Annotated in this window: 11 protein-coding genes; 6 read left to right on the top strand and 5 right to left on the bottom strand. The window is 68.4% G+C overall.

Features of this window, described 5'->3' with window-relative positions:
• Nucleotides 1–98 precede the first annotated feature (98 nt).
• Both AB0M15_RS06860 and AB0M15_RS06865 read left to right on the top strand, forming a co-directional pair.
• On the top strand, nt 99–1,193 hold the full coding sequence (locus tag AB0M15_RS06860; protein WP_363814769.1) for a neutral zinc metallopeptidase: 1,095 nt from the start codon (nt 99–101) through the stop codon (nt 1,191–1,193).
• 9 nt (nt 1,194–1,202) lie between these two features.
• Entirely contained in the window at nt 1,203–2,711 is a 1,509-nt protein-coding gene (locus AB0M15_RS06865) for a neutral zinc metallopeptidase (protein ID WP_363814771.1), read from the top strand.
• Nucleotides 2,712–2,733: 22 nt separating this feature from the next.
• On the opposite strand, the gene AB0M15_RS06870 is transcribed toward AB0M15_RS06865, so the two are convergent.
• Complete coding sequence (locus AB0M15_RS06870) at nt 2,734–4,419, bottom strand: DUF2207 domain-containing protein (protein ID WP_363814772.1); 1,686 nt, start codon at nt 4,417–4,419, stop codon at nt 2,734–2,736.
• 67 nt (nt 4,420–4,486) lie between these two features.
• Between AB0M15_RS06870 and AB0M15_RS06875 the strand changes: the two genes are divergently transcribed.
• The 3 genes from AB0M15_RS06875 (at nt 4,487) to AB0M15_RS06885 (ending at nt 11,467) form a co-directional block, all read left to right on the top strand.
• On the top strand, nt 4,487–5,620 hold the full coding sequence (locus AB0M15_RS06875) for a neutral zinc metallopeptidase (RefSeq protein WP_363814774.1): 1,134 nt from the start codon (nt 4,487–4,489) through the stop codon (nt 5,618–5,620).
• 532 nt (nt 5,621–6,152) lie between these two features.
• A complete protein-coding gene (locus tag AB0M15_RS06880; protein WP_363814776.1) occupies nt 6,153–10,088 on the top strand; it encodes a Pls/PosA family non-ribosomal peptide synthetase in 3,936 nt (1,311 codons plus the stop codon).
• On the top strand, nt 10,088–11,467 hold the full coding sequence (locus AB0M15_RS06885; RefSeq protein ID WP_363814778.1) for a M1 family metallopeptidase: 1,380 nt from the start codon (nt 10,088–10,090) through the stop codon (nt 11,465–11,467). Before AB0M15_RS06880 ends, AB0M15_RS06885 begins: the two co-directional genes overlap by 1 nt.
• 3 nt (nt 11,468–11,470) lie before the next feature.
• On the opposite strand, the gene AB0M15_RS06890 is transcribed toward AB0M15_RS06885, so the two are convergent.
• Nucleotides 11,471–12,340 carry a LysR substrate-binding domain-containing protein gene (locus tag AB0M15_RS06890; RefSeq protein WP_363814780.1) on the bottom strand — a complete coding sequence of 290 codons (870 nt, stop codon included), beginning with the start codon at nt 12,338–12,340 and terminating at the stop codon, nt 11,471–11,473.
• 70 nt (nt 12,341–12,410) lie between these two features.
• Here AB0M15_RS06890 and AB0M15_RS06895 point away from each other — a divergent pair, with 70 nt between their 5' ends.
• On the top strand, nt 12,411–13,397 hold the full coding sequence (locus AB0M15_RS06895) for a nitrilase family protein (RefSeq protein ID WP_363814782.1): 987 nt from the start codon (nt 12,411–12,413) through the stop codon (nt 13,395–13,397).
• A 19-nt stretch (nt 13,398–13,416) separates the two neighbouring features.
• On the opposite strand, the gene ispF is transcribed toward AB0M15_RS06895, so the two are convergent.
• The 3 genes from ispF to AB0M15_RS06910 are packed head-to-tail and all read right to left on the bottom strand — an operon-like array spanning nt 13,417 to nt 15,124.
• Nucleotides 13,417–13,887: a 2-C-methyl-D-erythritol 2,4-cyclodiphosphate synthase gene (ispF, locus tag AB0M15_RS06900; RefSeq protein ID WP_363814784.1), complete on the bottom strand. Its 471-nt coding sequence runs from the start codon at nt 13,885–13,887 to the stop codon at nt 13,417–13,419.
• A complete protein-coding gene (gene ispD, locus AB0M15_RS06905; protein ID WP_363814786.1) occupies nt 13,884–14,579 on the bottom strand; it encodes a 2-C-methyl-D-erythritol 4-phosphate cytidylyltransferase in 696 nt (231 codons plus the stop codon). Before ispD ends, ispF begins: the two co-directional genes overlap by 4 nt.
• 59 nt (nt 14,580–14,638) lie before the next feature.
• Complete coding sequence (locus AB0M15_RS06910; RefSeq protein ID WP_132176829.1) at nt 14,639–15,124, bottom strand: CarD family transcriptional regulator; 486 nt, start codon at nt 15,122–15,124, stop codon at nt 14,639–14,641.
• Nucleotides 15,125–15,271: the final 147 nt, after the last annotated feature.

Below are 15,271 nucleotides of genomic sequence, written 5' to 3' on the forward strand. Positions count from 1 at the left end.
AACTCCCCTGTACCGATATGGAGACGGATAGCGGTATTGATGGTTAGCCTGGTCCCCCGGATCACGCCCTGTGTGTCCCGGGGGGATGAGGAACGACCGTGTCTGACCAGGAATGGAGCGAGCCACCAGGGCCGCATGTGCCGCCGGCTGCACTGCCCGACGGCTCGATACCGCTTTACCGCAGTGCAGCAGCCGGCGAAGCACAGCCGCCGGTCGGGTGGGGGCCTGACCTCGGCGGCGACCGGCATTTCCGGCATGGGGGGCCACAGCCGCGAAGACGCCCGACCGGGCTGCTCCTCTGCATGCTCGTGCTCGGAGGCGTGACGGTATTCGTGGTGACGGTCGCTCTCGCACTCCGCGAGAGCGACTCGTCTGCTGCGGCCCCGGAGCCTGGCGCGGGCCGGTCGGCACCGCTCGGTACGCCGGACGACAGCACTGCTGGTACTCCGCAGTCACAGGCTGCGACCAGGACGGTGACGGCCGACGCGCTCTACGCGACCGGACCGCAGAAGACGGTCGGCTGCCAGGAGGCGCCGGTCCCGTTGAGCAAGCAGGCGAACGTCAAGCTGTACTACTCGAACGTCGTCGCCTGCCTGAGCAAGGCGTGGGCCCCGAAGGTCGAGGCGGCCAAGGACGCGTTCGCGGCGCCGCGGCTGGTCTTCTGGGCCGGTGTAAGCCAGACGCCGTGCGCGGCTGGTTCGACGGTGTCGTTCTACTGCGGGACGAGCCAGACGCTCTACCTGAAGTACACCGATGACATCAAGCTCTGGAGCCGCTCGCCGGACGCCGCGAACCGGGCGTTCACGCGGATGTGGGCGACGTACACGGCCGGGCACGAGTACGCGCACCACGTGCAGCAGCTCACCGGCGTCCTGACGGCCGCCCGGCAGCTCCAGTACGACGCTCCGGACCAGGACGCGCGGCTGGAACTGAGCCGGCGACTCGAACTCCAGGCATCCTGTCTGAGTGCGGTCTTCGCCGGAGCGAACCAGAGCAGTTACGGGATCACCGGTCTGGACCTGACGATCTACCAGAAGTACGTCCAAGGGCAGACCGGGGACGAGAACAACCGCGGCGGGCCGCGGGACCACGGCGCGCGGGCCAGTCACCAGTACTGGACCGAGCGCGGCTTCACCACGCTGGACAGCGTCAGCTGCAACACGTTCACGGCTACGGCCGGCAAGGTTTCGTGAGGAGTATCGATGTCGGACAACTGGACTCCACCCCCTGGGCGGAACCCGAACGAGCCGGATCCGGAGGGCGAGCAGCCCACCGAACCGGCCAAGGGGCCTGCCCGCGGGGATGGCCAGTCGCCCCTGTGGTGGACCGAGTCCACCGAGAAGCAGAAGGAGTACCTCCAGCCCGCCCCACCCGGCGAGCAGACCCCGTTGGTGGGCCCACCCGGCTCACGCCAGAACAACCTCACCTGGAACCTCCCGCCCTACTCCCAACCAGGCGCCACCCCACCCCGCCGCCCCACCACCCCCGGCCCTAGCACCGGCGCCGGCGGTCAGTCGTCCTTCGCTCCCGGTCCGGGCGCTGGTACTGGTGCGGGTCAGCCTGGTGGTCAGTCGTCGTTCGCTCCGGGGCCGGGTGGATCCGCGTCCGGCGGGGGCGAGCAGGGTGGGCGGCGGGCTCGGCATGCTGGGCCGCCTTCAGGTGGGGTACCGCCTGAGGGGCTCCGCGGGTTCGGCCAGCCGGTGCAGCAGCCGCAGACGTGGCAGTACCCGCCGATTCCGATTCCGCAGCCGCCGGGCCCGGGACGCCGCCGGAAGCCTCGCCGTGCGTCCAAGGGGCTGCTGATCGGTCTCGTGGTGCTTGCCGTGCTCATCGTCGGTTCAGGCGTCACCCTGGCGCTTAGGAACACAGGCGACGACAACACCCCCGTCGCCGTGGACACACCGAGCCCAGTAGCTTCGGAGACACCCTCGGCGACCCCGTCCGCAACACCGAGCACCACCGCCTCGGCCACCCCCGGCGGACCACCCACGGTCGACGAGATCGTCACCACCAGCAGGCTGTACAGCAAGGTCGGCGTGCTCACCCCCACGCAGTGCCTGGAGCCCAAAGTGCTCCCGAACACCTTCGCCGGCGCCAAGGCGTACTACAACCTGATCGTGCCGTGCATGAACCGCACCTGGTGGCTGGCGATGAAGAAGGCGAGCCTGCCGTACCGCGCGCCGAAGCTGGTCGTCTTCGTCGGCCCGATGAAGACCGTCTGCGGCGCGGAGAAGGGCACCCGCGCCTTCTACTGCGGCACCAACGAGACCATCTACATGCCGTACGCGGTCGGGCTGAACTACTACAAGCGCAACCCGATCTCCGGTCGCGTGTGGATGATGACCACGATCGCCCACGAGTACGGCCACCACGTGCAGAAGCTGGCCGGCATCTACGCGGCCTCACTCTCCCGGCAGGTCAACGCGCCCAACGCGGCCGCCCAGCTGGCCGAGAGCCGCCGCCGCGAGTTGCAGGCGTCCTGCTTCGGCTCGGCGTACCTGGGCGCAGCGGGTGCGTACATTCCGCTCCGCGGTCCGCTGCTCAACACCTGGAAGGTACTGGTCGCAAACACCGGCGACGAGTTCTCCCGGCCGCGTATCCGCGACCACGGCGCCAAGCTGAACAACAACTACTGGTCGCTCCTCGGCTTCAACACCAAGGGACCGTCCAGGTGCAACACCTTCGTAGCGAAGACAGCACTCACCAACTAGTGCCCCGAAGCGGTGCGCCGGCTCAGAAGAGCCGGCGTGCCGTCGACAGGTGGCCGCCGAACGCGGTGACGAAGTTCGACAGCGACTCCCCGATGTCGGACAGGTGCCAGTTCTCCGGACCGGAGTACCAGCCGATGCCCGCGTCCGGGTCGTCGTCATCATCCGTCGCGGCGATCTCCAGCGCCCACTTCTCGGTGAGGCCCAGCACAGCGGCGTACGGCAGGCAGCGCGAGGCGAACTCCAGCCGGTGGCTCTGCGGCAGGTCCGCGGACGTCTCGTTGGTCAGGTACTGCTGTAGCCCGGCAACGCGGCCCAGTACCGCGGCACCGCGAGCAGTGCGGGCCGGAGCGACCTGCCCGACCAGCGTGAGCGCCAGTCCGGCCAGCATCACCGCGAAGCCGACCAGCCCGTACTTCGTCACGATGGCGAGCACGACGGTCAGCACCACCCCGGCACCCAACAGGACTAGTCCAGCCGTGGTCCACCGGTTGCGCACGGCATCCGGCCGGCTGGCGAACCAGCCCTGCGTGACGACATCGGCGTACAGCTGCTCGCGGACCAGGTTGAGCCGCGACCGCAGTCCGTGGCCGAGCGCGGACACCTGGACGGTCTCCCCGTCGGCGAACACCGCGTCCAGCAAGGCCTTCTCGTACGGCAGCAGCTCCGGACCACCCGCGTTGAGCCGGCGCAGCTCCCAGTCCAGCTTGCCGAAGTGCGTCTCGCGCGGCAGCTCCACGATCGTCAAGTAGTTGCGCACGGCAAGGTCCAGCAGCGTCGCGGTGATGTCGACGACGTCAGCCGTCTCGTCCACCACCGTGCCGACCTGACCCGGCCGGATCCCGTCCGGCGCCGCGAACTGCGGTCCGTCGGCACCGTCGAGCACCGGCCGCTCGGGCGCACCCGGGCCGACCTTGCCCGCGTCCCGGCCGCGGAGGAACCACAGCGCCGCCGCACCCAGTACGCCCAGGCCGAGCAGCAGCACGCTCAGCCCGATCGTCGACTTGTCGAGCGTGAACGCGTTGCCCAGACTCCACCGGGTCTTGAACTCCGCGTTGGCCTTCACCGTCGCCTGGTCGCTCAGCCCGGTGAGGAAGGTCAAATGGCCACCCGCCGGTACGCCGTTCTGCTCGATCTCCAGTGCGGCCGACTCGGCCAGCTGCGACGAGGTACAGGGGATGCTCGAGCCGACCCGGCCGGCGATGCAGGTCACCCAACTCGCGAACGGGATGCTCACCGAGAGGGTGGCCTTCGGGATGCTGGTGCCGAAGCCCTGGACGATCGGCCAGCTCACCTCGCGGCCCTCGATCGAGTCGGCCACGACGTTGCCGACCTCGTAGCTGTAGACGACCTTGGCCTGGCCGGACACCTTGACGCTGATCCGGCGGCCGTCGTCGATGCTCTTGTCCTCGAAGCCCTGCGCGGGTTGGCCGTTCACGGTGGCCGAGACGTTGCGCAGCTCGTAGGTGCGGTCCTCGGTCGCGTTCGCGCGGACCCTGGTGGTCAGGGTCCGGGCGAAGGTGTCGCCGCCGGCGGTCAGATCGACCGTCTCCTTGACCTTCAGGACGCCATCTCCGGTCAGTGACGCCTCTGCGGCGTACCCGGTGATCTGGTCGTCCGCGGCGTGCGCGGGCAACGTGCCGAGAGCAACCATGGGCACTGTCAGAGACACGAGCAGGGCGGCCGGCAAGAGGCGGCTCTTCAGTGACATGGGTCGAGAGTAGTCTCGTGCCGGTTCGACCAGCGAACTCCCACATCGAGCTGAAGGGGAACGACACGTGAGCACCCCGTACGGGTACGGCGGCCGCCCCCAGGACCGGGTGGGACCGCCTCCGGGCGTACTGCCGCCGCCGGTTGCGCAGTACCCGCAGCAGGGCGTTCCGCAGTACGGGGGCCAGCAGTATGGCGGGCAGCAGTACAGCGGGCAGCAGTACGGGCAGCCGCAGTACGGGCAGCCGTACTACGGGCCTGGGCCGAACCAGTTCAACGGGTTCCAGCCGCGGCGGCGCCGGGGTAGCGCTATCCGGCTGGTGCTGATCGGGTTCTTCAGTGTCGCGTTCCTGGGGATCGCGCTGAGCGTGGTCGGCGTCCTGCTGGCCGGCGGTAACAGCTCGTCCGCCGACAGTGGCGGTCCGCAGATCACCAGTGGGCCTTCGGTGGTACCGACTGCCAAGACCAGCGCGCCCAAGGGGTCTGCCGAGGACTACCTGCTGAACGCGCCGATCTACAAGGTCGGCGGCCTCGGCGAGCTGGACTGCAAGGCCGAGGACCTCGGCGACGGCAGCCTGGCGGCGCAGAAGGTCTACTACGAGAAGCTCTTCAAGTGCCTGAACGACGCCTGGCGCCCGGCCTTCGCCAAGCTGGGCAAGCACGAGCCCGACCCCGGCCTGGTCGTCTTCGACAAGCCGGTCGACGGTCCCTGCGGCCACTTCGAGCCGCTGTCCGGGCGGGTGCTGGCGTTCTACTGCTTCGGCAACCACGTGATGTACACCGACGTACAGCAGATGAACAAGGCGTTCGGCCCGAAAGAGGACCTCGCCTACCTGATGACGATCGCCCACGAGTACGGCCACCACGTGCAGAGCGTCTCCGACCTCTTCTACGCCCGCCAGGCCTACCTCGCCGACCACCCCGACGAGAAACTCGAAAGCTCCCGCCGCAACGAACTCCAGGCCTCCTGCTTCGCCGGCGTCTTCAGCCGCGCCATCGAGAAGTCGTACCCCTTCACCGCCCGCCTGAAAGAGTTCGAGTTCCAGGCCAGCAACAGCTTCGGCGAAACCCCCAAAACCCCAGAAAACGAACGAACCCACGGCCTAGCCACCAGCCAGGGCTACTGGATCGTCAACGGCCTCAACGTAGGCGAAACCAAAGCCTGCAACACCTACGCCGCCAGCCAATCCCAGATCAAGTAACCGACCCGCGCAGGGCAACCCGGCTTGCCACGCCCCTGCGTCAGCTGGTCCTCAGCTCGTCCGGCCCGTACCTAACGACAGGAAGTAGTCGGGCAGTCGGCCGAGCACCACGCTCAGCGAGACAGCGACCGACCGCAATTCAGCCACCACTTCCTGTCGTTAGGTACAAAACGGAGCTCTGGCGGCGGCGACAGTCGAGCTGGCTTCTCCGCGATGCAAGCGTTCGACGGCGCCGGCCGTCTCGGCTCAGTCGAGGCCTATGTCAGGGCGACCCGCGAATCCACTGACCAGTTCGACGAGAGATGCTCACCGGGCACCGGGTCGGGCGCTGTTGGCTGGACGGCTCTACGCCACAACGGAGTTCGCGGTCGGCAACCAGCAGGTCGTTGGTGTCTACCCGGTGCGACCAGCCACCGAGGCTTTCGCGGAGCGGGCGACGGAGCGTGCGGCGTCGGGTGCGTGGGGGTGTATTGCGTTCGCATGTTGGTGTTGCGTTGGTGGGGTGGACAACTGGGCGGCGTATTCTTCGGCCGTGACTTTGCGACGGGGGGACAGCGCTCCGCCCGAGCGGACTCTGGTTGATGTCTTGCAGGCCAGTGCTGTGGGTTTTCCGGATGAGCCGGCGCTGGACGACGGCAGTGTGAGTTTGAGTTATCGCGAACTGCTCGGGCAGGTGACCAAGTTCGCCCGGCGGTTGACGGACCTCGGGATCGGGCCGGGTGACCGGGTCGGCGTACGGATCTCGTCGGGGCACAACGATCTGTATGTGGCGATTCTCGGGAGTCTGCAGGCGGGCGCGGCGTACGTGCCGGTCGACGCGGACGACCCCGAGGAGCGCGCCGAGCTGGTGTTCGGGGAGGCGCAGGTCGCCGCGATCGTCACCGACGATCTCGAGATCACCTCGACCAGGACCGCCCCAACAGACCCCGCGGACGCCGCGGATGGTGGCTACGACTTCCCGTACTCCGCCCGGATGGATTCGGACGGTACTACGCCCGCAGCCGCGGGATCGGGCTCCCGCGGCGACGGCCCCTCACCGGACGACGATGCCTGGATCATCTTCACCTCGGGCTCGACCGGCGTACCCAAGGGTGTAGCCGTCACGCACCGATCGGCGGCGGCCTTCGTCGACGCCGAGGCGCGGATGTTCCTCCAGAAGGAACCGATCGGCCCCGAGGACCGGGTGCTGGCCGGCCTGTCCGTCGCGTTCGACGCGTCCTGCGAGGAGATGTGGCTCGCCTGGCGGTACGGCGCGTGCCTCGTCCCCGCACCCCGCTCCCTGGTGCGCAGCGGTATGGACCTCGGCCCCTGGCTGGTCGCGCAGGGCATCACCATCGTGTCGACCGTGCCGACGCTCGCCGCGCTCTGGCCGTCCGACGCACTCGACAACGTGCGCCTACTGATCTTCGGTGGCGAGGCGTGCCCACCCGAGCTGGCCGAGCGCCTCGCCGTCGACGGCCGCGAGGTCTGGAACACCTACGGCCCCACCGAAGCGACGGTCGTTGCATGTGGAGCGCAACTGACTGGTGAAGGCCCGGTACGCATCGGCCTCCCCCTCGACGGCTGGGATCTCGCAGTAGTCGACAGTGAAGGCAATGAGGTAGCAGAGGGCGGTACTGGCGAGCTGATCATCGGCGGCGTCGGGCTGGCCCGGTACCTCGACCCGGCGAAGGACGCGGAGAAGTTCGCCCCGATGCCGTCGCTCGGCTGGGATCGCGCGTACCGCAGTGGCGACCTGGTCCGCAACGAGTCCGAGGGCCTGGTGTTCATGGGCCGGGCCGACGAGCAGATCAAGCTCGGTGGCCGGCGGATCGAGCTGGGCGAGGTCGACGCGGCCCTGCAGGCTCTCCCCGGAGTCAGCGGCGCCGCAGCCGCAGTACGGGTCAGTGGAGCCGGCAACCAGCTGCTCGTCGGATACGTAGTACCGGACGACCCGGAGGCCTTCGACCAGAAGGCTGCCACCGAGCGACTCCGAGAAGCTCTCCCAGCCGCGCTGGTTCCTCTGCTGGCCGTCACGGACACCCTGCCGACCAGGACCTCCGGCAAGGTCGACCGCAACGCACTGCCCTGGCCGCTGCCCGGCATGGACACGGACGCTCCGCCCGCTGAGCTCGATGGGACAGCAGGCTGGCTAGCGGAGCGCTGGACGCAGGTACTGGGAGCAACAGTCACCGGTGCCGACAACGACTTCTTCCTGCACGGCGGTGGCAGCCTTGCCGCGGCACAGCTGGTCTCGAAGCTCAGGGAGAAGTACACCGAAGTCACAGTCGGCGACATCTACGAGTACCCGCGTCTAGGCGCACTCGCAGACCGCCTCGACGACTTCAAGGCCTCCACGACTCCAGTAGAGATCCGTGAGGTCCGCCTGACGCCGCCGGGCACTCAGCTCCTTCAGACCGCACTGACGTTGATCCTGCAGACAGTGGTCGGCGTGCGCTGGATCGTCTGGCTCTTCACTCTCAACAACCTGCTCGCACTCACCGACGGCCCGCACCCGTGGATGCGCACTGTCTCGTGGTGGTGGATCCTGGCGGGCTGGCTGATCCTGATCACGCCCGCCGGCCGGATGGGCATCGCTGTCGTCGGCGCTCGCATCCTGCTCAGAGGACTGAAGCCCGGCGTCTACCCGCGCGGTGGCAACGTGCACGTGCGCCTCTGGGCGGCGGAGAACCTGGCAGACGCAGCAGGTGCCGCCAACCTGGCCGGTGCGCCCTGGATCGCCTACTACGCAAGGGCTCTGGGCGCGAAGATCGGCAAGGGCGTAGACCTCCACACGCTCCCACCGGTCACCGGCATGTTCACGATGGGCCGTGGCGCCTCGATCGAACCAGAGGTCGACTTGTCCGGCTACTGGATCGACGGAGACCGGCTGCACGTCGGGACGGTCACCGTCGGCGCCGAGGCGGTCGTCGGCTCCCGCAGTACTCTCCTGCCGGGCGCAGAGATCGGCCGCAACGCGGAGATCGCCGCAGGCTCGGCTGTCTCTGGCAGAGTCCCAGCGGCCGAGCGCTGGTCCGGCTCCCCTGCCTCACGCGTCGGCAAGGCCCGGCACCCCTGGCCGGAGGAGCGTCCCGCCCGCGCACCCTGGTGGGTGCTCGCGTACGGCGCCGCATCCGCCCTCATGTCGCTACTGCCCCTGGGCGCGGCGATCCTGGCGATCCTGGTACTCCGTAACGCCGTCGCCGGCACCACCTCCCTCGGGGACGCCGCACTGCACGCCCTGTACGCCATCCCGCTGATGACGCTGGTCGGCTTCGTCACGCTCGCCCTGCTGACCGTAATCATCGTCAGGCTGCTGGGGATCGGCATCAAGGCCGGCCACTACCCCGTCCGCAGCCGGATCGGCTGGCAGGTGTGGGCAACAGAGCGGCTACTCGACTCGGCCCGCACGCTCCTCTTCCCCTTGTACGCGAGCCTGCTCACGCCCTGGTGGCTCCGCGCACTCGGCGCCAAGATCGGCCGCGACGTCGAGGCATCGACAGTCCTGCTGCTCCCCAAGATGACCACCGTCGGTGAGGGCGCGTTCCTGGCCGACGACACCATGATCGCGTCGTACGAACTGGGCGGCGGCTGGCTGCACGTGGCCGGCGCCAAGGTCGGCAAGCGTGCCTTCCTCGGCAACTCGGGGATGACGGCGCCTGGCCGCTCGGTCCCGAAGAACGGCCTGGTCGCAGTGCTGTCCGCGGCCCCGAAGAAGTCCAAGGCCGGTACGTCGTGGCTCGGCAGCCCGCCGGTCAAGCTGCGCCGGCAGGCCGTCGACGGCGACCAGAGCCGCACGTTCAACCCGCCGCTGCGACTCAAGTTCGCCCGTGCGGCCGTCGAGCTGTGCCGGTTCGTGCCGATGATGTGCACGGTACTGATCGCGCTCGGCGTGCTGTTCGCCCTGCAGGGGCTGGACCTGTGGCTCGGACCGGTGCCGACGATCCTGCTGTCCGGCGCCGTGATCCTGGTCGCCGGTGCGGTGGCCGGCACGATGGCGACCGTCTCCAAGTGGGTCATCGTCGGCAAGACGCGCGCGGTCGAGTACCCGCTGTGGAGCAGTTTTGTTTGGCGCAACGAAGTGGTGGATACCTTTGTCGAGATGGTCGCCGCTCCGTGGTTCGCGAACGCTGCTGCCGGTACGCCGGTACTGACGCTGTGGCTGCGTACCCTCGGCGCCAAGATCGGCAAGGGCGTCTGGTGCGAGACGTACTGGTTCCCGGAGGCCGACTTGATCACACTTGGCGACGGTGTCACGATCAACCGCGGCTGTGTGCTCCAAACACATCTGTTCCACGATCGCGTGATGTCCATGAGCACCGTAACCTTCGGGGATGGGTCAACTCTTGGGCCGCACGGCATCATCCTCCCCGCTGCATCGATCGGCGAAGGCGCTACGATCGGTCCGGTGTCTCTGGTGATGCGCGGAGAGAGCGTTCCGGCCGGATCCCGCTGGGCCGGCAATCCGATCGCGCCCTGGCAGGGTTGATGGTTGCCCGTGACACAGCTCGGGGCGGCGGGGCGGGGAAGGCAGAACGCAGTCAGCCGGGTGAGGACACAGCCGGTGATCCCTATGTACCGTCCCACGGCAACGGTGGCTACAAAGTCGAGTCCTATGAGCTCGACCTCGACTACCGGCTCAACAGCAACCGGCTGAGCGGCAAGGCCACCATCACGGCCGTCGCCACGCAGGCACTGTCCCGGGTGAGCTTCGACCTGACCGGGCTGCGAGTGGCCAAGGTGCTCGTCAACGGCCGCCGGGCCGGGCGGTACGCGCACCGCAACGGCAAGCTGCACATCTGGCCGTCCCCTGCGCTCTCCGAAGGCTCCGAGTTCGTCGTAGACGTCCAGTACTCCGGCAACCCGGCTCCCGTCGACAGCCCTTGGGGCGAGCTCGGCTGGGAGGAGTTGACCGAGGGCGTGATCGTCGCGAGCCAGCCGAGTGGTGCTGCGACCTGGTTCCCCTGCAACGACCACCCGAGCGACAAGGCGCACTACCGGATCACGATCACCACCGATTCGCCGTACCACGTGGTGGCGAACGGGAGGCTCGTCTCGCGCCGTACCAAGGCCAGCCGGACCAGTTGGGTGTTCGACCAGGCAGCACCGATGGCGACGTACCTGGCGACCGTCCAGATCGGCCGGTACGACGTACTGGAGCTGGCCACGTCACCGGTGACCACGCGTGGCGTGCTGCCCTCGGCGCAGATGCGCGACTTCCGCTGGGACTTCGGGCGGCAGCAGGACATGATGCGGCTGTTCAACAAGCTGTTCGGCCCGTACCCGTTCGGCAGCTACACGGTAGTGGTGACGGACGACCCGCTCGAGATCCCACTGGAGGCCCAGGGCATCTCGGTCTTCGGCAGCAACCACGTGGACGGCCGCCGCGGTGCTGAGCGACTGGTGGCGCACGAGCTGGCCCACCAGTGGTTCGGGAACAGCCTGACACCCTCCCGGTGGCAGGACATCTGGCTGAACGAGGGATTCGCCTGCTACGCCGAGTGGCTGTGGTCGGAGGAGTCCGGCGGGCTGACAGCGTCCCAGCAGGTCTCCAAGGCCTACAGCCGGTTGCGCGGGCTGGAGGAGGACCTACTGCTCTCCGACCCCGGACCGGACCTCATGTTCGACGACCGGCTCTACAAGCGCGGTGCGATCACCCTGCACGTGCTGCGGCTGCAACTCGGCGACGAAGCGTTCTTCGAGCTACTGCGCGCTTGGACCCGGACCCACCGGCACGGCTCGGTCACCACGGAGGACTTCATCGCCCTCGCCAGTACCTTCACCCCGGACCCGTACGACGTACAGGCCCTCTTCGCCGTCTGGCTGGACGCTACGGAACTCCCCGCCCTCCCACGCCGTCGCCGCTAACGGTCAGCTGTCGGCGACCTGGCTGGCTGCGGTGAGGAAGTGGGAGACCAGTGGCGAGGGGAACGCCGGATTCCACGCAGCACCCGTCCACCAGCTCGCCGCCTCACCCGGGAACGGGATGAGGCGCACAGCATCCGGAGCGATCGAAGCGCTGCTGGCCGGTACGACGGCCGGCCCGACTCCTGCTGCGACCAGGGCGAGGACGGTTTGCAGGTCGGCGGCTTCTTGGAGTACCAGCGGGCGGCAGCCGAGTTCGGCGTACAGGGCGGTGATCTGGGCGGTCAGGCCGGGGCCGCGCTCAGGTGTCAGGCGTACTAGCGGTCGGCCGTCGAGCCAGGTCGCCAGCCCAGCCGGGACAGGCTCAGTGGCCGGTACTGCGACCGCCAGCCGGTCCTTCCGCAGTCGGAGGTGCTTGAGGCCGGTTGGCACGGGCAGCCGGACCAGGCCGACCTGAAGGCTGCCGGCCAGCAGGCGCTCGTACTGGACGGCCGACGACATGTCGTCCAGGGTCACCTCCACTCGCGGATAGCGGCTCCGGAACAGCGCCACCGCTCGGGGCGCCAGCTCGATGCCGGACATCCCGAAGCCGATCGTCAACGCTCCTTCGACGCCTAGGGCTATCTGCGCGGCCCGTCGCTCGAACGCCTCGACCCGGCCGAGCACCTCCAAGGCATCCGGGAGCAGCAGCTCACCAGCGGCCGTCAGCCGGGCACCGTGCCGCCCGCGGTCGAACAGCGTCGAGGCCAGCCGCCGCTCGAGCTGCTGGATCTGCTTCGTCAGAGCCGGCTGACTGGTTGCCAGCTCGCCGGCCGCGGCGCCGAAGTTCCCACACCGAGCCACCGTCACAAAGGCCAGCAGCAGCTTGAGGTCCATAACCCGATGATATGGATCATGCCCCAATCGTCATTGGACGGCATGGAAAAATCGCGCTTTCCTGGGTCCTGTGAGCACCTTCCGCAGCGCTGTCGTCCAGTTCGAGGCCGTCCCCGACCGCCCGGACCGCAACCTCGAAACCATCACCCGCCTCGCCCGCCAGGCGGTCGCCGACGGTGCCCGGCTGGTCGTCTTCCCGGAGATGTGTCTGCTCGGCTACTGGCACCTCCGACGGCACACCGCCGAGCGCTTGTACGAGCTTGCCGAGCCGGTTTCGGGACCTTCCGTCAGCCGGATCCAGCAGTTGGCCGTCGCGCTGGGCGCCGGACTCGGCGTCGGCTGGCTCGAGGTGGACGACGGCGCGCTCTTCAATTCGTACGCCGTCTGCCTGCCGGACGGGACCACCCAGGTGCACCGGAAGCTGCATGCGTTCGAACACGAGGCGATCTCCAGCGGGTCGCGGTTCACCGTCTTCGACACGCCCTGGCAGCTCCGGATGGGCGTGCTGATCTGCTGGGACAACAACCTGGTCGAGAACGTCCGCGCCACGGCGTTGCTCGGAGCAACCATCCTGCTGGCGCCGCATCAGACCGGTGGGACGAACTCGGTCAGTCCGCACGGGATGAAGCCGATCCCGCTACAGGTCTGGGAGAACCGGCTGGCCGATCCCGCGGCGGTGGAGAAGGCGTTCAACGGGCCCGACGGCCGTGAATGGCTGCTGCGGTGGTTGCCGGCCCGGGCGCACGACAACGGGCTGTTCGTGCTGTTCAGCAACGGGGTCGGGCGCGATGACGACGAGCTGCGGACCGGCAACGCGATGGTGATCGACCCGTACGGGCGGATCATCGCCGAGACGCCGGCGCCGGTCGAGGCCGTAGTACTGGCCGACCTGGATCTCGATCTGGTGCCCCTGTCCACCGGCCGCCGCTGGATGCGGGGACGGCGTCCTGAGCTCTACGGCATCCTCACGGAGCCCCAGGGCAACGAACTCGCCCCGCGGGCCGCCCGCTTCTCACCGGATCCCTTGGATCCGGGCCGCGCTGACTCCGGCCGGTAGACCGGTGGCCCGGCTCTGGTCAGTAGACCAGCGCTGTGGCGATGGCGGCGATGCCTTCGCCGCGCCCTGTCAGCCCGAGGCCGTCGGTGGTTGTGGCGGAGACGGAGACCTCGGCGTCGCAGGCGGCGCTGAGGGCCTTCTCGGCTTCTTCGCGACGAGCAGCGAAGCGCGGGCGGTTGCAGATCACCTGGACGGAGATGTTGCCGATTTCGAAGCCGGCTGCCCTGACCCGTCGGGCGGCCTCGCCGAGGAGGGCCGCACCCGAGGCGCCGGCCCATTGCGGTTCCGAAGTACCGAAGTTGGAGCCGAGGTCGCCGAGCCTTGCCGCGGACAACAAAGCGTCGCAGGCAGCGTGCGCGGCGACGTCGCCGTCGGAGTGTCCCGACGGTCCGGCGGTCTCCTCCGGCCAGTGCAGGCCGGCCAGCCACATCGGGCGGCCTTCCTCGATCGGGTGAACATCGACGCCGGTGCCGACGCGCGGCAGCTTCACGAGGTACGCCTTTCAGCCAGGATGGATTCGGCCAGGATCAGGTCGCGCGGCCGGGTCACCTTGAACGCATCCTGGGATCCCTCGACCGTCTGTACCGGTACGCCGAGACGCTCGCACAGCATCGCGTCGTCGGTCGCGCCGGCGGCGTCGCCACTATGGGCCCGACGCAACAAAGCAGGCTCGAACCCCTGCGGGGTCTGTACTGCGACCAGCGTCGACCGGTCGGGCGTGTCGACCACCAGACCAGTAGCGTCGACTCGTTTGATCGTGTCGGTCACCGGTACGACCGGGATCACCGCGGGGGCGCCGGCGCGGACCGCGGCAACGACCCGCTCAATCACCTCAGCCGGTACGAACGGCCTCGCGGCGTCGTGGACTAGCACGCAGTCGATGCCGTCCTCGGGTACCAACTCCAAGGCCAGCCGGACGGAATCGGTCCGTTCGGCGCCGCCGGCAACGATCCGCAGCGCCACCGGACCGGAGTACGGGGCGAGTAGTTTGCGGACGTCGTCCTCCGTCCCCGGCGGAACGGCGACCACAAAGCAGGCGAGGTCGGCGGCGGTCGCTGCCCGCAGTCCACGAATGGCGTGGACCAGCAGCGATTCGCCACCGACCTCTCGCAATGCCTTTGGTGCCTCACCACCGAGCCTGAGCCCGAGACCGGCCGCCGGAATGATCGCCGCTGTACTCACGACCACATCATGCCGGACAGTTCAGCCGCGCAACCCCGACTCCACTGCTGACCAGTAGGTCAGGAGGCGAGGACCTCGTCGAGGATGGCTTCCGCCTTGTCCTCATTGGTGTGTTCGGCCAGGGCCAGCTCGGAGACCAGAATCTGGCGAGCCTTCGCCAGCATCCGCTTCTCACCGGCGGAGAGACCGCGGTCACGCTCACGGCGCCACAGGTCGCGGACGACCTCTGCCACCTTCATCACGTCACCGGAGTGCAGCTTCTCCAGGTTCGCCTTGTAACGTCGCGACCAGTTGGTCGGCTCCTCCGTGTGCGGCGCCCGCAGCACGTCGAAGACGCGCTCCAAGCCGGCCTGATCCACGACGTCACGCACGCCGACAAGATCGAGGTTGCACGCGGGGACCCGGACGACCAGGTCGTTCTGAGCGACGATCCTCAAGACCAGATAGGTCTTGTCCTCACCTTTGATCTTACGGGTCTCGATGTCCTCGATAACGGCCGCACCGTGGTTGGGGTAAACAACCGTTTCGCCGACGTTGAAAGTCATATGTCACGTGCCCCTTTCCGGCTCCTATCCTACCACGCGGTCGCTGGTCCGGTTCTGGCGTTTGCGCTGGTCAGAGGCCATTTCCTGCCTTGACAAACGCTGTCCGGCGTGCCTCACACGCGCGAGGGTGGTTGCCCAGGACATCAC

Origin of the sequence: Kribbella sp. NPDC051718, from assembly GCF_040681515.1 — a bacterium.
Lineage (GTDB): Bacteria > Actinomycetota > Actinomycetes > Propionibacteriales > Kribbellaceae > Kribbella.